This window comes from Ferrimonas pelagia (assembly GCF_039543565.1).
Classification (GTDB): Bacteria; Pseudomonadota; Gammaproteobacteria; order Enterobacterales; family Shewanellaceae; genus Ferrimonas; species Ferrimonas pelagia.
Genome location: NZ_BAABJZ010000075.1, coordinates 1 through 18,622 on the forward strand (window position 1 = coordinate 1; position 18,622 = coordinate 18,622).

14 protein-coding genes are annotated in these 18,622 nt (G+C 58.4%); 1 reads left to right on the forward strand and 13 read right to left on the reverse strand.

All coding sequences use genetic code 11. The features are described from left to right. Window positions 1-425: 425 nt before the first annotated feature. The 10 genes from ABEA08_RS11430 to ABEA08_RS11475 all read right to left on the reverse strand — a co-directional run bounded on the left by ABEA08_RS11430 (window position 426) and on the right by ABEA08_RS11475 (window position 10,328). Window positions 426-1,301 (reverse strand): SDR family oxidoreductase, encoded by an 876-nt coding sequence (locus ABEA08_RS11430; protein ID WP_345335443.1) that lies wholly within the window; start codon window positions 1,299-1,301, stop codon window positions 426-428. Between the two features lie 53 nt (window positions 1,302-1,354). Beyond that, window positions 1,355-2,503 carry an acetyl-CoA C-acetyltransferase gene (locus tag ABEA08_RS11435; protein WP_345335444.1) on the reverse strand — a complete coding sequence of 383 codons (1,149 nt, stop codon included), beginning with the start codon at window positions 2,501-2,503 and terminating at the stop codon, window positions 1,355-1,357. Window positions 2,504-2,570: 67 nt separating this feature from the next. Next, complete coding sequence (locus tag ABEA08_RS11440) at window positions 2,571-3,626, reverse strand: acyl-CoA dehydrogenase family protein (RefSeq protein ID WP_345335445.1); 1,056 nt, start codon at window positions 3,624-3,626, stop codon at window positions 2,571-2,573. A gap of 12 nt (window positions 3,627-3,638) precedes the next feature. Then, entirely contained in the window at window positions 3,639-4,805 is a 1,167-nt protein-coding gene (locus ABEA08_RS11445; protein WP_345335446.1) for an acyl-CoA dehydrogenase, read from the reverse strand. A gap of 28 nt (window positions 4,806-4,833) precedes the next feature. Beyond that, a complete protein-coding gene (locus ABEA08_RS11450; RefSeq protein WP_345335447.1) occupies window positions 4,834-5,598 on the reverse strand; it encodes an enoyl-CoA hydratase family protein in 765 nt (254 codons plus the stop codon). Beyond that, entirely contained in the window at window positions 5,582-6,676 is a 1,095-nt protein-coding gene (locus ABEA08_RS11455; protein WP_345335448.1) for an NAD(P)H-dependent flavin oxidoreductase, read from the reverse strand. The genes ABEA08_RS11450 and ABEA08_RS11455 overlap by 17 nt, the downstream gene beginning before the upstream one ends. Further along, on the reverse strand, window positions 6,673-7,557 hold the full coding sequence (locus ABEA08_RS11460) for an enoyl-CoA hydratase (protein ID WP_345335449.1): 885 nt from the start codon (window positions 7,555-7,557) through the stop codon (window positions 6,673-6,675). The genes ABEA08_RS11455 and ABEA08_RS11460 overlap by 4 nt, the downstream gene beginning before the upstream one ends. Window positions 7,558-7,569: 12 nt before the next feature. Further along, window positions 7,570-8,394, reverse strand: coding sequence for a CoA-transferase subunit beta (locus ABEA08_RS11465; protein ID WP_345335450.1), 825 nt, complete (start codon window positions 8,392-8,394; stop codon window positions 7,570-7,572). Between the two features lie 19 nt (window positions 8,395-8,413). Next, window positions 8,414-9,304, reverse strand: a complete 891-nt coding sequence (locus ABEA08_RS11470) for a CoA transferase subunit A (RefSeq protein WP_345335451.1) — start codon at window positions 9,302-9,304, stop codon at window positions 8,414-8,416. A 19-nt stretch (window positions 9,305-9,323) separates the two neighbouring features. Next, window positions 9,324-10,328: a VOC family protein gene (locus tag ABEA08_RS11475; protein WP_345335452.1), complete on the reverse strand. Its 1,005-nt coding sequence runs from the start codon at window positions 10,326-10,328 to the stop codon at window positions 9,324-9,326. A gap of 496 nt (window positions 10,329-10,824) precedes the next feature. Between ABEA08_RS11475 and ABEA08_RS11480 the strand changes: the two genes are divergently transcribed. Next, window positions 10,825-14,754 carry a S8 family serine peptidase gene (locus ABEA08_RS11480; RefSeq protein WP_345335453.1) on the forward strand — a complete coding sequence of 1,310 codons (3,930 nt, stop codon included), beginning with the start codon at window positions 10,825-10,827 and terminating at the stop codon, window positions 14,752-14,754. A 248-nt stretch (window positions 14,755-15,002) separates the two neighbouring features. Here ABEA08_RS11480 and ABEA08_RS11485 read toward each other — a convergent pair whose 3' ends face one another. From ABEA08_RS11485 to ABEA08_RS11495, 3 genes are all read right to left on the reverse strand, one after another. Continuing rightward, window positions 15,003-16,574 (reverse strand): FadD3 family acyl-CoA ligase, encoded by a 1,572-nt coding sequence (locus tag ABEA08_RS11485; RefSeq protein WP_345335454.1) that lies wholly within the window; start codon window positions 16,572-16,574, stop codon window positions 15,003-15,005. A gap of 239 nt (window positions 16,575-16,813) precedes the next feature. Beyond that, window positions 16,814-17,239 carry an autonomous glycyl radical cofactor GrcA gene (locus tag ABEA08_RS11490; RefSeq protein ID WP_345335455.1) on the reverse strand — a complete coding sequence of 142 codons (426 nt, stop codon included), beginning with the start codon at window positions 17,237-17,239 and terminating at the stop codon, window positions 16,814-16,816. A gap of 125 nt (window positions 17,240-17,364) precedes the next feature. Continuing rightward, window positions 17,365-18,315 (reverse strand): LysR family transcriptional regulator, encoded by a 951-nt coding sequence (locus ABEA08_RS11495; RefSeq protein ID WP_345335456.1) that lies wholly within the window; start codon window positions 18,313-18,315, stop codon window positions 17,365-17,367. Between the last annotated feature and the right edge of the window lie 307 nt (window positions 18,316-18,622).

Consider the following 18,622-nt stretch of genomic DNA (forward strand, 5'->3'; position numbering starts at 1 on the left):
TACTCAATGAATACTGAATAAAACGTGTGTTCACTCAATAGGCATTAAGAAATGATGATTTCTCAATCCTGCGTGAGTGCCCACACAGATTGTCTGACAAATTGTTAAAGAGCTGCTCTTGCGAGCGTTGCTTCGTTGCCGAAGCAGGTGGCGTATTCTAGTGAATTCGCCGCGGTCGTCAAGTCTGTTTTTCAACTTTCTTTCTAACCGTTGTTTTGTTGACCAAGCTGCTCGTTAACCGCGTTGGTTACCTCGCTGTGCCCCGTCGACAGATGCGCATTATAGGGAGGCGAACTTTTCCCGCAACCCCTTTTTAGCGCTTTTTTGTCTGACTGGCGAAAGCCCCAGCGTATACCGGCTTACCCCCAGTGTTATCCACAAAAAAGCGCGCTTGCGCGCGCTTTTTGCACAGCAGGATAGTCAGTTTAGCTGCCATACACCTTTTGTGCAGGCTCAGCTTGTTCAACCAAGCTATCCACTGCCGCTCCGATCTCCTCCGGCAGCCAACGATCGCCTTTATCCTGCTCCGGCCCTTTGCGCCAACCGTCGGCGATGGACAGCTTGCCACCTTCGACTTCGAACACTTTGCCACTGATGTGGGCAGACGCATCAGACGCCAACCAGACAACCAGTGGGGCAACGTTTTCCGGTGCGTAGTAATCGAAGGCCCCCTCTTTCGCAGACATCATGTCGGCAAACACCTCTTCAGTCATGCCGGTGCGGGCCGCCGGTGCCAATGCATTGGCCGTAATGCCGTAACGTGCCAGCTCGGCCGCTTGCACCAGAGTCAACGAGGCAATGCCGCCTTTCGCCGCGGCGTAGTTGGATTGCCCGATGGAGCCCTGCAGTCCGGCCCCGGACGAGGTATTGATGATGCGACCGCTCACGGCGTTACCCGCTTTACTTTGCGCGCGCCAGTATTGCACCGCATGGCTGGTGATACAGAAGTGGCCTTTCAGATGCACGGCGATCACCGCGTCCCAATCCGACTCACCCAAACTGGCGAACATACGGTCCCGGCAAATACCGGCGTTGTTCACCACCGCATGCAACGCGCCGTAACGCGCAACCGTTTCTTTTACGATCTCGGCGGACTGCTCGTAGTTGGTAATGTCGTGGCTGTCCGCGACGGCATCGCCGCCGTTATCACGAATTTGCGCCACTACGGCTTCCGCCGCTTCCAGGTTAATGTCGTTGACGACGACTTTGGCACCGGTGTCGGCAAACGCGTGGGCGTACGCGCGACCTAAGCCGCCCCCAGCGCCGGTAATGATGACGACGCGATCCTGACAAATTGCCATGGTGTTACTCCTTATATAGAAGGAGGGCAAATCGGCCTCCCCCTGACTGTCCGTTATATGCGTTCGATGATGGTGACGTTGGCCTGACCGCCGCCTTCGCACATGGTCTGCAAGCCGTAACGGCCGCCGGTGCGCTCAAGCTCATGCAGCAAAGTGGTCATCAGTTTGGTGCCGGTCGCTCCCAATGGATGGCCCAGGGCAATGGCGCCGCCATTGACGTTGGTTTTCTCGTGGGGATATCCGGTCTCCTTGAGCCAAGCCATCGCCACGGAGGCAAAAGCTTCGTTGATCTCCACCAGATCGATCTCATCCAATGTCATGCCTGCTTTGTCCAAAGCGTATTGCGTTGCCCGAATGGGGGCCGTCAGCATCCAGATGGGATCTTCCGCCCGCACGCTGATGTGGTGAATGCGGGCGCGAGGCTTGAGCCCGTATTGCTTCAGTGCCTTCTCCGAGACGATCAACATGGCCGAGGCCGCGTCGCAGGTCTGTGACGCCACCCCTGCGGTGACTTTGTCACAACCAAACAAGGGCTCTAGCTCCGCCATCTTTTCCAAGGTGGTATTGCGCGGCGTCTCATCGGTAGTGACGCCCGCCAGCGGCACGATCTCCCGCTCAAACCGGCCCGACTCGATGGCAGTTAATGCCCGGCGGTGGGATTCCAGTGAGAAGACTTCCAACTCCTTGCGGGACAGCTGCCATTTATCGGCGATCATCTGAGCCGAATTGAACTGAGTCGGCGGCGTGGAACCATAGCGCTCGACCCAACCGGTCGAGCCGGTGAAGGGATCGCTAAAGCCCATGGGCTCGGCGGCGATCATCGCCGAAGAGATGGGGATCTGGGTCATGGTCTGGACACCACCGGCGATCACCACATCCTGGGTGCCACTCATCACCGCCTGCGCGGCAAAGTGCACGGCTTGTTGCGACGAACCGCACTGGCGATCGATGGTGGTGCCCGGCACCGCGTCATCCAGTCCGGCCGCCAGCCAGCAAGTGCGGGCGATGTCACCAGCCAGCGGACCTATGGTGTCCACTGCACCGAAGATCACATCATCATAATCCGCATCGGGAATGCCATTGCGCTCGACAATCGCTTTGAGTACGTGGGCGCCAAGATCAGCGGCATGAATGTGCGCCAAGCCACCCTTACGGCGGCCGGTTGGCGTGCGGATCGCGTCCACAATATAGGCTTCAGCCATGTTCGATATTCCTTATCGGGCCCGCCGCATTGGGCGGGCCTGCTACATATATAAGAGGAGAGACGGTTTAGAAGCTGGCACCGGCCCCTAAGGCGGCGCCCTCTGCGAGGATGGCGGATTTGATCCGCACCTTGTGGGTGCCCTGATCGCCATAGCTGGCGTCCATCGCCCAACCGGCTTTCATGAAGATCTGCAGATCCACTTCCCAGGTGTACCCCATGGCGCCGTGCGCCTGTATGCCATTCTTGGCGGCGGCACGCACCGCTTCGGAGGCCACCAGCTTGGCGTGGGAGACCGCCAGCGCCGCGGAAGCCTCCCCGTTGGCGATATCGTAAGCCGCTTTGATCAACGGCGGACGAGCAAACTCCACCTTCACCGCCACGTCGGCCATCATGTGCTTCACCGCCTGGAACGAGCCCACCGGCTTGCCAAACTGCTTGCGTTCATAGGTGTAGTCGACGGTGACGTCCATCATGCGTTTTGCCAGGCCCAGTTGCTGAGCGGCCACACCCAAGGCCCCACGGTTAAAGGCGTTTTGCCACAACAGCGCTCCGGTTTCTGCGTCCGCCAGCTTGGTGGCATCGCTGGGCGTCCACTGCACACTGAACAGACGACGACTGGGATCCACCGAAGGATTAGCCTCCAGCGTCACATCGACGGCCGGCACACCGTGCACTTCGCCGTTGTGGGCCAGCAGCAACAGATCCGCCATGTGAGCGTCCGCCACCAACAGATTGTCCGGATGCGCCACCGCCACCCGGGCGCTGCCCTCGGCGATCTGCGGCAACCAGTCCTGCTTAAAGCCTTCGTGGGCATCGTCCAGCTCGGCGATCAGCGGGATCGCCACCAGCGCGGTTTCCACCAGCACACCCGGCATGGCGGCATAGCCACACTCCTGCGCCAGCAGCACAAAATCCAGGGCATTCATGCCCAGACCGCCGTATTGCTCAGGTACGGTCATCGCGGTCAGTCCCAGCTCCGCCAGCTTGGGCCAAAACTCGGGAGAGCGACCGCTGTCGGTGTCCCACAAACTGCGGATGTGCTCCGGCGTCATCTCATTGGTGAGGAACGCTTTGACGCTGTCGCGGAACATCAGCTGGTCGTCATTAAAAGTAAAGTCCATGGCCGATCCTCCTTAAGCCCGCGGCATGCCAAGCATCCGCTCGGCGATGATGTTGCGTTGAATTTCGTTGGTGCCGGCATAGATCGGCCCGGCCTGGGCAAACAGGAATCCGTCCAGCCATTTGCCGACGCCCTGCGCCGCTGGTGCATGGGGCCACAATTCGGCGCAGGCACCGAGGATGCTCATCGCCGCTTGGTGCATGCTTTGATCCAGCTCAGACCAGAAGATCTTATTGGTGGAGGACTCCGGGCCGATCTTGCCACCCTTGATCAGGCGCGACGCCGTCATATAGGTTGACTGGGTATAAGCTTCCGCATCCAGATAGGCGCGCATCACCGCTTCGCCGATGGCGGGATCGCGATCCGCGCTTTCCTGGTTGGCCTTATACAGTTCAACCAGGCGGCGGGCGGTTTCCTGGAATCGGGCCGGCGAGCGCAACATCAAACCGCGCTCGAAACCGGCGGTGGACATGGCCACGTTCCAGCCATTGTTTTCCCCACCCAGCACGTTCTCCACCGGCACCTTGACGTTGTCGAAGAAGATCTCGGCGAAGCCCGGTAGGCCATCCAACTGAGGGATCGGTTGCACTGTCACACCCGGTGCATCCAGCGGCACCAGAATAAAGGTCAGCCCTTTGTGACGGCTGGAGTCGGGATCGGTGCGGAAAATGCCGAAGGTCCAGTCGGCCCACACGGCGCGGGTCGACCAGGTCTTCTGGCCATTGATGATGTAGTGATCGCCCTGACGCTCCGCCTTGGAGCGGATGGCTGCCATGTCGGAGCCGGCACCGGGCTCAGACCAACCCTGTGCCCACACCTCTTCACCGGTGGCCATCTTCGGCAGGAAACGCGCTTTATGCGCTTCGGTGCCGTACTCCATCAGAGTGGGCCCGAGCAGGAAGATCCCGTTCTGGTTCACCCGCATCGGCGCGCCGCTGCGGTAATACTCCTCTTCAAAGATCAACCACTGGATCAGATCGCAGCCGCGACCGCCCAGCTCCTGGGGCCAGGTCACCATGCCCCAGCGGCCTTCATTTAACTTGGCTTCCCACTCACGATGTTGGGCAAAGCCTTCCGCAGTGTCGAACGAGGCCAATGGCTCACTGGGAACATTTGCCTCCAGCCACTGGCGCACCTCGGCCCGAAAGGCCTGTTGCTCTTGTGTGTAATTCAGATCCATGGCCGTCTCCCTCTGCGATCCCATAGCGTCACTGCTTGTTGTCAAACTGCGCGTCGCGCTTCTGCACAAAGGCATCGCGCGCTTCCTGCGAGTCGGCCACCCGATAGGCTTCCAAGGTAAAGCCCTGCTCGGAGCGGTATTTTGCTTCCAGATCGCCATCCTCGATGCCGGTCAACGCCTCTTTGGCCAAGGCGATCATCGCCGGGCTCTTCTCAGCAATTTTGGTCGCGATCTCCCTTGCGGTTGCCAACAACTCGGCCCGTGGCACCACCCGCTCGACCGCACCGAGGCGATACGCTTCCTCGGCGTCGATCATCTCGCCGGTGAAGTACATGTAACGCACCTTCTGCACCGGGAACATGCGCTGCAGATGCGCACCGCCGCCCATGGCACCACGATCCACTTCCGGCACACCAAAGGTGGCGCACTCAGACGCGACAATGATGTCCGCCGCCCCGGAGATCCCGATCCCGCCGCCCAGCACAAAGCCGTGTACCGCCACGATCACCGGCTTAGGGTTTAAGTGAATGGCGGCAAAACTGTCGTAGTTGCCCTTGTTGACCTTGACGATCAGATTGTCATCCTGGGCCAGCTCCTTGATGTCGACCCCGGCGCAGAAGCCCCGCCCTTCGGCGGCGACGATGATGACGCGCACATCGTCATTCTTGCCCAGCGCTTCAATCTCGGCGGCGATATCGGCCCAGCCCTGAGAGCTGAATGCGTTGACCGGCGGGTGGTTAAACACCAGCTCGGCAATGCCCGCTTCGATGTTGACGTTATATGGCTTGGTCATAGTCTTGTCCTTGAACTTTACGGGCACACAAAGCATCCAGCCTTTGCTGCGCTTCTGCGGCGATGCTGCTCACCAGCTGCTCGCAGGATAAAAGGGAGTCGATGGTGCCGGCGATCTGACCCGCGGGCAGAACGCCTTCACCGGGCTTGCCGTCCACCATGGCTTTTTGGATCACCATCGGCGCATTGGCCGACATAATGGATTGCGCCGCCGTCATCTCACCATCACCGCGCATCTTCAGCGCGGCGCTGATCATCTGACCGATGCTCATGCCGCTGTGCTGGCGATAGGCCAGGCCGCTCTTCATCGCCAAAAGCAAACGCTGCAGGCCACTAGCCTTCTCCAGACGGGCGAGAAATTCGTTCATGATCATCCGCTGCGGCATGCCATCGATGGCGCGGCTGACGATAATATTGGCCGGGCTGTTGGAGCTGACGTAGCGATCCAGCGTCGCCGCAGGCACCGGACTCTCCTTGGTCATCAAGAAACGGGTGCCCATGGCAATGCCTTCGGCACCATAGGCCAGTGCCGAGACTAGGCCTTTGCCATCCTTGAAGCCGCCCGCCGCGACCACGGGCACATCCAGCACTTCCACCACCTGAGGCAGCAGAATGGAAGTCGGGACCGAGCCGGTGTGACCACCGCCCTCGCCGCCCTGAATGGTGACCGCATCGGCACCCAGCTCCACCGCCTTGATGGCGTGCTTGAGCGCACCGACCGTCGGGATACACACCACGCCGGCATCTTTGAGCTGTTTGATCATCGCTTTGCCCGGCGAGCGGCTGTAACTGACCGCGCGCACACCGTGCTTGATCACCAATGCGACGATCTCATTGGCGTTGCTCTGATACATATGGAAATTCACGCCAAACGGCTTGTCGGTTTTGGCCTTGGTGTCGAGGATCGCCTGTTCCAGCAAGTGCGGCTCGATGGTCGCCCCCGCCAGAAAACCGAATGCACCCGCATTACAACTGGCTGCCACCAAATTGGCATCGGCGACCCAACCCATGGCGGTCTGGATCACCGGCAGTTCGCAACCGAGCAGATCGGTCAGCCGGGTTTGCATGGAAAAACTCATGATCCCGCTTCCTCTTTGGCTTGTTTACGCTGCGACTCGGCCATCTTCTTGCCATCGAAGCCCGCCAGACGATCGCCGGAGATCTGCTCGTTGTGGACGTGGGCAAAGTGGTGCAGGCCAAACACCATGTCCATGGTGCTGCGCTTGCCCATGTTGTCCTCGGCGTTGTTGACCGCCTGCTTGGTCAGCTGCAGACCCAGCCGCGGCATCTGCGCAATGCGGTTGGCCACATCCAGCGTTGCCACTTCCAGCTCCTCGCGGGGCACCACTTTATTGAGCATGCCCATCATGTAGGCGCGATCCGCCTTCATCCGCTCGCCGAGGAACAGAAACTCCTTGGCGATGCGGGGATTGAGTTCGTGGGCGTGGGCGAAGTACTCCACCCCGGGAATGCCCATGCGCACCACGGGATCCGCATAGAAGGAGTCTTCGGAGGCGATGATCAGATCGCACACCCAGGCCAGCATCAGCCCCCCCGCCACGCAAGCGCCCTGCACCATGGCGATGGTGGGTTTGGGCATATCCCGCCAGCGGCGGCACATGCCCAGATACACTTCCTGCTCCCGGGCGTAGAGAAACTCGCCGCCGGGTTTGTCGGTATGGTCGTACCAAAGGCTGGTGCGATCGAAGGTTTGATCTACGTCCCGTCCCGGTGTGCCAATATCATGGCCGGCGGAGAAATGCTTGCCCGAGCCCGCCAGCACGATCACCTTGACGTTATTGTCGTCACAGGCACGCTTAAACGCGGCATCCAGCGCGTAGGTCATTTTCGAGTTCTGGGCGTTGTTGTACTCGGGGCGGTGCATGGTGACGATGGCCACCTGATCGCGCACTTCGTACAGCACCACTTCGTCGATCGTTTCCACAACTTGCGTGTCCATCGTCATGCTCCTTTAAGCGGCGGTCAGGCGACGATCCCCTGGGGGATTGTCCTTGAGCTGACGACTACGCAGGTTGTGCGGATCCATCCGGGCGATGATCTCAAGCTGCGCCTCGGTGGGTGCCGGCGTCTCCACCACAGTCTCGGCGATGGCAATCGGGAAGCCGGTGGCGGCGATCACCTGCTCTTGGGTTACCCCGGGGTGCAGGCTGATCAGGCGCAGCTGATGGTTCGGCCCGTTCCAATCCATCACGCACAGATCGGTCACCACCAGGCGAATATCGATGTCATCCAGCTGATAGCCCTTGGGCAAACGTGCCGGGTTGTAACCGATGGAGGCCACCAGATCGCACTCCCCGGCGACGAACACCCGGGTGTTGTGGGTGGGGACGAAGAAGGAGTTGGCGTGGCTGATGGAGTTGCCGGGGAAACCACGTACCCCGAGCATCTGCACCTTGGGCTGGGCGTACGTGCCGCCCAGCGCGGAGATGTTGGCCTGGCCGTATTGATCGATCTGGGTCGGGCCGACCATGGCGTGACGCTTGCCGCTCCAGACGTTGTCGAAGATCCGGGAAAAGCCCATCCAGGTTTCGTTCTTCTGGACAAAGTCCTCGCCGCGAGCGCCCAGCGGGTTGGGCTCGGACAGCAAGTAGGCTTCGGAATCCGTCATCATCAGATCCGGATTGTCGGTCAGCATCGACAGGCTGGCGGCGATCCGCGGCAGCACACCAATGCCGGTGGCCAGCACTTCGCCGTCGTGTTTAAAGGCTTCAGCCGCCGCGACGATCATCAGCTCGGCCAGGGTATAGCTCTTAGCCGTGGTATTTGCAGTAGTCATAATTCGCTCCCAACTCCAATTAATACGTGGGCAGCGGCTGCTGCAGGATGGCTTCCAGTCCGCCCACGGCGGCTTGGTACTCGGTTTCGTCTTTGTCTTTGATAAAGGCGTTAAAGTAGCCTTCGAAGCCGCCGTCTTTGGCGGAGGCGTTGTAGGCCTTAAAGTGCGCCACATCGAAGCCATATAACGGCGCGCAGGAGCTAGGATGGGCGCCCCCGGGAATGTGGACAACGCCCGTGGTCAGGCTGCGCTCCCACAGCACGGTGCGCGCTGCCGCGTCGGAGGCGAAGTGGTCAGCCTCCACCAAATTATCGGTACTGACAAACGCCTGATCGGCGGCGCGGACCATCCAATCATCCATATAGTGATCCGGACCGGAGATCTGACAGACTCCCCTCGTATCGGCATGATCCACATGCACCAGCGCCGCATCCAATTTCAGAGCTGGCATGGCCACCCACTCTTTGTCGTCATAGGGGCTGTCGATCACTTTCAGATCTGGGTTCACCTTGATGACGTCGGTGCCCAATCCCAGATTGGTGGGGATGTAGGGGCAGCCCCACGCCGCGGCGCGCAGGCCCAGCAGCATCATGCCTTCATCAATTTCCATCACCTCGATGGCCGCGGTTTGGCGGGCCTGACGGAAGTAGGGCTCCAGCGGAATGAAATCCAGGGACACAAAGGCGAACACCAATTTCTTCACCTTGCCAGCCGCACACAGCATGCCGACATCGGCCCCCCCGTAGGCGACGATGGTCAGATCTTTCAGATCGGAGCGCAGGATCTCGCGGATCAACGCCATCGGCTTACGCCGTGGCCCCCAACCGCCAATGCCGATGGTCATGCCGTCATTCAGTTGGCTAACCACATCGGCCGCGCTCATTTGCTTGTTCTTTTTCGCAATGCTCATTGAGGTACTGCTCCTGATCTTATTGATGGCCGACGCTAAAGTCGTGACCCCAGTGGCTAACCACTGTGCTCTCAAACGTGGTGTGGGTGTCCCAGTCCACCACCAAACCGCCGCAACCGTATTCCATGTCGAAGCCGGATGGGGTGCGCATGTAGAAGGACACCATTTCGTCATTGGTGTGCTTGCCCAACGTGGCGGTGAGTTTGACGTTGTGGGCGTTCATTCGATCCATCGCCCGGCCCACTTCATCCATATCGGACACTTCCAACATCATGTGGACGCATCCGGATGGGATGGGACATTCGAAGATGGCCAATGAGTGGTGCCGGCTGTTGTTGCAGTGGAGGAAATGCAGTCGCTTTTCCGGCTCCGCCGGATCCGGGGTAAAGCGCACCTTCATCAGATCCGACAAGCCAAAGCCCATCACCTGGGTGTAAAACTCAACCCCTTTGTCGAAGCTCGGTGTTGGTAACACGGTATGGCCCAAACCCAAACCATCGGTGATGAACGCCTTCACGCCCACCGGTGAGATAAAGCGGGCGAAATCCTGTGCCGGACCCCAGAAGAGTTCGTGGGTGTTGCCATCGGGATCCTGAAAAATGGCCAGATCCTGCACCTGGCGCTGGGCGATCTGGGCCTCACTGCCTCGGATCACCGGAATGTCGGCTTGGGCCAGCTCAGTCAGTGCCTGTTCAAACGCCGCGCCATTGGCCACTTCCCAACCGGAGGCACCATAACCGTCACGATCCGACTGACGTACCAAAATGCGGTAGGGGCGATCGTCCATCTTGAGGAAGACCACATCGCCGTCCGGCGCGATCTGGGCGGAGTTCGGCGCCTCCATCATGCCCAGTACCTGGGTGCCGTATTCGCGCCACTGATTGATGTCGGTCGAATCTGCGATCACGTAGCCGAGTCCACGAATGTCCATGTTCTGTCCTTGTGCCGTTGGGAGCCCACTGAAGGGATCAGGTTCAAATCGATAACCGCTTTCTGCCAGAGCACCCCCTGGCCGGTTTTTCATGATTTTTCTCTATGTAGGGATTTAATCGGTTAGCGGCAACAGGTTCATCGTCCAATGAGACTAACGGCCGCAAAGCCAGTCAGGGCAAGGGTTAGCGAGGAGTTAGGCTGGACCAACAAGAACAGAGGAAATGGCCCACATCACCGGGCAAAAGTACATCGAAGGAGCAAAGGAGTGTGCAGCACTGATCTCGATCCTAAAGCAGATCGAAACGCTACGGCGGGGGAGGCAAAAGGCGGAGTGAACAGCCATCGCCGCTGCACCCGACTCAAACCCGCCGGCCTCATGCGTATTGACAAATGGATCGGGCAATACGATTCGTATGGCGTACTTATCCTGAGCACTCAAGTTCAGACAAAAAACACCCACATACCGGTAAAAACAAACTTTTCGACAGAAAAACGCGTTAAAAGTGCTCTTTCACTGTCCATTTGGTTGCAAAGTTGTTATACCTTTTAGGTATTGTTCAAATAAAAAGAATACACAGGGTAACAACATGTTCAAGATCAGCCCTTCGCTTCTTGCTTGCAGCCTTTCAACAGCGCTACTGGGGATCCCTGTTGCATTGGCCAGCTCAAACCTGTCCCCCGATATCAAGATCCTGGCTCAACACGCCTACGACGCCCCACAAAGCCGATCCGCCACGCCATCACCGATCCAAAGATACATCGTTCAGCTCAAGGCCGACCCCATCGCTACCTACCGGGGTGATGTCGCGGGTTACCAAGCGACCGCAAGCCAGTCTGGCGACAAGCTGCTATTGAACTCGCCATCGGTAACCCAATACCAATCGGTACTGAAACAGGAAAGGAGCGATTTTGCCCAAGCGCTGACCCAGTCCATCAGTGGCAGCAAAATTGAACGGGAATTTTCCATTTTGTTTCACGGCGTCTCTATTGCCACCCAGGGCGTCAGCCTGGCGGAGATCGCCGCACTGCCCAACGTCAAAGCGGTTTACCCACAGCAAAACTACTACCTCAATACGGATGCGTCGCTGGATCTGATCGGTGCCTCCGAGGCCTGGCAGCAAGTGGGTGACAGGGACAGCGCCGGGGCAGGCATCAAGGTCGCAGTCATCGATTCCGGGATCCGACCAGAACATCCCATGTTTGAAGACGCCGGTTTCAACGCCCCTGGCGACCTTCCTGGCGATGACTATTGCGCCACGACAGATCCCGAATTTTGCAACAATAAGCTCATCGTCGCCCGCCACTCTAATCCTACGTTTTCGTTGGCCAGCGGCGAGTACCGCAGCCCGCTAGGCTACGACGGCCATGGCACTCATGTCGCGGGCACCGCAGTGGGTAACACAGTGAGTGTCCAATTTATGGACAACAGCCTGACCCTTTCCGGCGTTGCACCGGGGGCCTACCTGATGGCGTATAAAGCCCTGTACACCGACAGTTTAGGCGCGGTCACCGGCACAACCGACATGCTGATGGAAGCCCTGGAGTACGCGGTTGCAGATGGCGCCGATGTGATCAACAACTCCTGGGGCGGTAGCGCAGGCAGCTCACCAAGCAGCTCCCCATATCAGGATATGTTTGCCGCCGCGGAAGCGGCCGGCGTTGTCATCGTCACGGCGGCAGGCAACGATGGCTCATCCGGCAAGACCATCGGCTGTCCCGGCTGCATCGAGCCGGGCATTACCGTGGGAAATACCACCCACAGCCGCACCTTTGGCAATGCCTTTTCCTTGGGCGATTTGAGTGCGATCCCGATGATCGAAGGCACCGCACCGGTGCCGCTGGACACCAACATACAGGCTCCGGTGATCAGCAGTACCGCAATCGATGTCAGTAACGCCGAAGGATGTGTCGCATTTCCCGCGGACAGCCTGGCTGGGGCGATTGCCCTGATCCCACGCGGCACCTGCACCTTTGAAGAGAAAAACAACTTTGCCGCCGCAGCCGGCGCCGTCGCCACCCTGATCTACAATAATGTGCCCGGCGAGCCCCTCATCATGGCCATCGAAATGGCGACTACGCCAGCGTTGATGATAAGCCAGAGCAATGGTGAAGCCATCCTGGCCCAACTCGAGGCAGGCCAAACCGTGGGCACCATGGAGGCGGCTATCACGCCGATCGTCGACGCGGCCCTAGCCGACCATGTCGCGCCCAGCAGCTCGCGAGGACCCAATGGAGATCCCAACGTCCTCAAGCCCGACCTCGCGGCACCGGGTACCAGTATCCTATCTGCCATGTCCGTAGATGATCCCTACTCCCCGGGTCAGGAGTACGATCTATTGACTGGCACATCAATGGCTAGCCCCCATGTAGCGGGGGCTGCAGCCCTGCTGGTTCAGCAACACCCACAATGGAGCGCGGTTGAGATAAAAACCGCGCTGACCTCCAGCAGCCAGCGGGATGGACTGCTCAAAGAGGACGGGTTCACCCCCGCCGATGCGTTTGATGTTGGTGCCGGACGGTTAGATCTCAGCGCTGCTAGCCAGGCCACATTGACCTTTAATCACGCCTCTTACGCCAATGCGGCCTGCTCCGGCAGCTGTCGTTTCCACGTCAATGCCACGAACCGCGGCACCCAAGCACAAAGCTGGCAGGTCGGCGGTGATATAGAGGGCGCCAAAGTGCTGGTCTCTCCCAGTGAGATTACGCTCGACGCCGGCGAAAGCGCCGAGATCATCGTGCACATTGCGCCGGACCAAGCCAATCTCAATGCATGGCAGTTTGGCCAACTGAACTTCAATGGCATCACTCAGGCACATCTGCCACTCGCGGTTTATCCGGACGCGGCAAGCTCCTCAGTCCCACTGCGGATCTGGCAGGATGAGGACGGCATCGCCCCGAATGAACAGGACAACTTCCATGTTCAATTCAATAACCGCGACTTCGATAATGAATTCACCGTGACGGTAAACATCCCCGATGAGTTGAGCCTGCTGCCGAGCAGTGCCCGGAGTCTGGTTGCCAATGGCAGTGAAAAAACGCTGGAGGAGGACCTGGAAAATGGCGAGCTTCGCTGGCAAGGCACCCTGGAGCAGGCTGCATTGCGCCTAGAGTCTCGTGCCTCTTTGGCACTGAGCAGCATCGCGACGGCAGAAAACCAGCTCGCCTGCAGCGCCACATGCGACGAAGTCAGCTTCACCCTCACGGTGCCTGAATTTGAGTTCAACGGTGAGCGTTATAGCGAACTGATCATTTCAGACAACGGCTTTATTGTCGCCGGTAGCACAGGCAATCTAAACGGCGCTTACAACAACCAGGATTTTCCCTCCGAAAAGGCACCGAACAATATCTTGGCGCCACTTTGGAGTGACTTCGATCTGCTTGGCACCCTAGAAAACGACACCGGCCATGGCAGTCTTCACGTTCAACTTGTTGCACTGGACAGCGAACAAGACAACTACCTAGTGGTGGAGTGGTCCCAGGCGCAGCTGTTTGAAGATCTCAGCGGCAATACCTATAGCTTCCAGATCTTATTGGGGATCAACGACGCCATCGGCGAGATCCATTTTAACTATCTGGACATACCTGTAATGCCTGCTAACGTCTCCATCGGCGCCGAAGATGCCACCGCCTTACTCGGGGTGTCATACCACTTTAATGGCGCAGGCTCTGCCGTGAACAGTGGTGATACCCTGAGCTTCTCCGCTTCAACAGTGGAGGGTACCGTGTTACTGGATATGGTTCTGCAAGCCAACGACATCAATCTTGCTAGGTCAATCGAGACAACCACGCAGGCATCACAGGCAATCACTATTCCAGTGATCACTCAAGGCAGCGATGAGCTCGTTCTCTGGCTTACCGCGAGCGCCAGCGATGGAACAACGGAGACACCCGCCGCCGCTGCCATTCCAGTCAACAACCTCGCGGTAGCAGGACTCGAGATCATCACTGAGCCGACTCTAGGTCGTGCTGAGATCATTGACGAGAACAGCATCCTGTACACGCCGCAGCCGGGCTACAACGGCAGCGTTCAGATCGAATATCGCCTACTGGATAGCGAGCAAAACGGGCTGGGGCAAGCCTTCATCACCGTGTTGGTCGAATCGACCAACGGTGCCCCTACCGCTTCCGCACCAAGCGGCGCAACGGAAGTCAATGCCGGAAGTAACCTTGTCTTGACCTTGGTGGGCAGTGATCCCGATGGCGACACGCTGGCCTGGACGGTTACTCAGCTTAGTGGTCCTGCAACCACCTTTGAAGTCAATGGCGATCAATTGACGATCACCGCTCCCAGCGTCAGCAGCAATGAAACCATCGTTTTCCGTGCGACTGCCTCTGATGGCGAGTTTGACAGCAACAGCGTGGAGTTCAGCCTCACGGTCATCGCGACGGACGATGGCGGTTCCAATGGGGATAACGGCGGCGGAGACGGTGATAGCGGCTCCGGTGGCGGACTCGGATGGGGCGCGCTCCTACTGGCTCTGTTCGCAGTCAGACAACGTTGTTGGGCAACACGATAACGTCGGCTTGTGAGCTAAAAAGGAGCCTAGGCACACTGGCTCCTTTGGTCGCAACACGCCTTCCTGAGCTGAAGTCGCTAGAGTATTGTCCACTTAGCCAAAAAGGGCGCCATCATTTGGCGCCCTTTTTCTTCGCAACGTTCCCTCTGATGTTTAAAAGCAGAAGCTGTGTCAGTAGCTCAATGATGCCTAAGCCAAAATAAATCTCTGGCTCACACCAACAATCAGCGCCAACAAAAAACGGGGTCCTACTGACTGACGAGCTTTCTCAGCTCAAATTTCAATACTTTGCCCGATGCGTTCATCGGCAAGCTGTCCACCAGCGCCACTTGCCGGGGGACCTTGTAGTTGGCCATGTTTTGACGACACCAGGCGATCACCTCGGCTTCATCCAGTTGCGCGCCCGGCTTAGGAACCAGAAACGCCTTAGGCAGCTCGCCCATGCGCTCATCCGCGATGCCGATCACCGCCGCCTGCGCCACCCCGGGATAGTTGCACAGGCTATTTTCGATCTCCGCCGGATAGACATTGAAGCCACCGCTGATCAGCATGTCCTTCAGTCGGTCGGTGATCTTCAAGTTGCCCGCCGCATCCATCACCCCAATGTCTTCGGTGTGCAGCCAGCCTTGGGGATCGATGGTGTCGGCCGTCGCCTCTGGGTTATTGAGATAGCCTTGCATCACGTTGGGGCCGCGCACCACCACTTCACCCGCTTCGCCTCGGGGCACTTCGTTGCCATCTCTATCCACACACTGCACTTCCACGCCGGGCATGGCACGGCCGGAGGTGGTGGCGATGATCTCGGCACTGTCGTCGCTGCGGCAGATGGTGGCAAAGCCACACACCTCGGTCAGGCCATACGCCGTCAGCACCCGCTCGAAACCTAAGATCTCGCGCATCTGCTGGATCATGCTGATCGGGATCGCCGCGGCGCCGGTGATCGCCACCTTCAGACTGGAGAGATCGTATTGCGCCAGATCCGGATCCGCCAGGATCGACTGATAGAGCGTCGGTGGCCCCGGCAGGATCTGGATCCGCTCGCGGACGATCCGATCCAGGATTGCTTTGGCGTCAAACACCGGGTGCGGCAAGATGGTACAGCCCCGCAGCAGCGCCGCCAGCCAACCGGCCTTGTAGCCGAACGAATGGAAAAACGGATTGACGATCAAGTAACGATCCCCCGGCTCCAGCCCCACCACACCGCTCCAGTCGGCGATCACTTTCAGGTTCTGCTCGTGGCCGGTGATCACCCCTTTGGGCGCGCCGGTGGTGCCGGAAGTGAACAGCAGATCCGACATGGATCCCGGTGTCACCTGCGCTTCACGATCCACCAGTTCGGCATCGCTGATCGTCGATCCACTGTCGAGAAAGGCTTGCCATTGATCGCCGGATCGCAGCTCGACGATCCGTTTCAGATCCGGCAGATCCTCGCCTTCGAGCATGCTCGGATAGTGCTTGCCAAGAAAATCGCCGATGCTAAACAAGATTTTGCTGCCGCTGGCGTTGAGGACATAGCCCGCTTCCGATCCTTTCATTCGGGTATTGAGCGGCACCAATGCCGCCCCCGCGCTTTGCGCACCGATGCTGGCGACGATCCACTCCCAGACATTGGGCGCCCAGATCGCGATCCTATCCCCCGGCTGGATCTCGGCGGCGATCGTCGCCTTTGCCGCCTGCCGACGCAGCTGATCCAGTTCGAGATAGGTGATGATCTTACCGTGATCATCGATGGCGATCCGATCGCCAAACGCCTGTGCGGCCCGAGCGATCATTTGCGGGATCGTTTTGGCCTCTGCGACAGATGAATTGTGTACTGACATGCCGTGCTCCCTCAGGCCCATTGCCGGGCTGTAGTGATTGGCCCGATCGGACCGGGATCATACGCTCGATCTTGGCGGCAGACGGCATGCCGCATCATCGTCTAATGAGACTATCGGGGAGGAGGGTCAAACAACGAAAAAGCCGCCGACGATCGTTCGATCGCCGGCGGCTCATTCACGAAGCACCTATGGCTTGAAGCTCTGGCGCTAACTCGAACTTCCCTTCGCAGGGCGCAGTATTACATAGACTTAGTGAAAGTGCGCATCACCACGTCTTTTTGTTGATCCAGCGTCAGGGCATTAAAGCGCACCGCGTAGCCGGAAACGCGGATGGTCAGCTGAGCATTGTCAGACACCCTATTGTAATCGTCGTTGCTGGCTTCGCCGGCGGCGATGCGCTCATGGGCTTCCATCAAGGCGACCAGCGTCTCTTGCTTGAGCACATTCACGTTCAGGTGCTGACCCCCTTCACGCGCCGGTGCCGCCTGGATGTTCAACTCACGACACTCGTATTCACCCAATTGTGCTAACTCGACGACCTGATCGGCGTCGAACTCCGCTTTCGCAGCCAAGCAACGTGCCTGCTGATTTTCTTCGTCGATCAACCAAATGCTGTTCAGCAGGTTGGCATTGGCGGACTGGGTGATTTGAATTCCGTTGATCATGAGCTACCTCGTTATGCCTCAATTCGCAGCAAGTGCGTGATGTCTGTCACGCACCCTAACAGGCCAGCCCACAGCACAACAGCGATTGTTGCTCATCCGCGCATGATCCAGTCTCGCGCTTGAGCTCACACTAAGCTTGCCGCCGAACGCGCTATCTTATCGGCTTCGGCAACAATACTCTGGATCAGCCCTTCGGCCGAAGGTGGCTGAGTCCGCCCTTTCAGCGCGACGATCCCGAAGCACGCCGGGATCTCTTCCAGATCGCTGATCTGCAATACCCGCAGCTCTCCATTCATTAACTCACGATGGACACTGGCCAGCGGCGTTAAGGCCACCGTATGGCTGTCAAACAAAGACGCCTTGACCGTCAGGAACTGATCGAACCGGATCACCCGACGCCCGGCAACCATCGGGCCCAAGCTGAGGCCTGAGATATGCTCCTCTAAAAAAGCGTTGGGCAGGTTACGGGGCAGAGCCAAGGGATATTGCAGCAGATCCGACATGGTCAACTCGCCTCGCGCCAGTAAGGGATGTTGCGGGTTACAGCACATCACCGCCGGCATCGGGGCCAAAGGCACCACACTTAACGCTTCATGCTTGATCAACCCCGTGGCTTCCACCTCATCGACAAAGTAGTTGAGCTCGCCGGATTCCAACAAAGCCAAATTGCCTCGCCAGTTATCCACCCGCAGATCCAGATTCAGGGTCGGGTGCTGGCGTGTGAGCTCACCGATGATCGGCCCGATCAGGGTTTGCGCCGGAATGGGACTGGCCCCCAGCGCCAACTCACTCCAATCACCGGTTTGCATCAACTCCAACTCCATGCTGAGTTGGCGCACATCCCGCAAAATGCGCTCACCGTGGCGCAACACCGACTCGCCATAGGGCGTCAATTCGACCCCGCTGCGCTGCCGATCCAACAAACGCGCATCCAACAGCTCTTCCATACGTTGAATGCTGCGACTTAAACTGGGCTGACTGAGGTGCAATGCCTCTGCCGCCGCACTGAAACTGCCCTTTCGACACAGCATCAAAAAGTGACGCAGGTGCCGGATCTCCATGGTACTCGTTCGCATAACTTCCTACTTATGGCTTTATCCTTATGCCGCTCCACACACATTCATGAAGCCACTTCATCATCAGTACCTCAGCCTAGCGCCCAATGACACATAACGATTAATCATGGTTTATCAAATAACCATAGCTTTAGTTAATACCAGCAAACCGACAACATCAACATTTTTTTAACACCGCATCCTGCCGAACGGGGCTCCAGCCGCATTATGCGCCTAAGGTATGCCTGGGGAGTATAAGTCGCATTGGAATTAATTTAAACAAATTAGCAACATGGGGGTGTGCTCAAATGCATTTCATGGCTTGTCC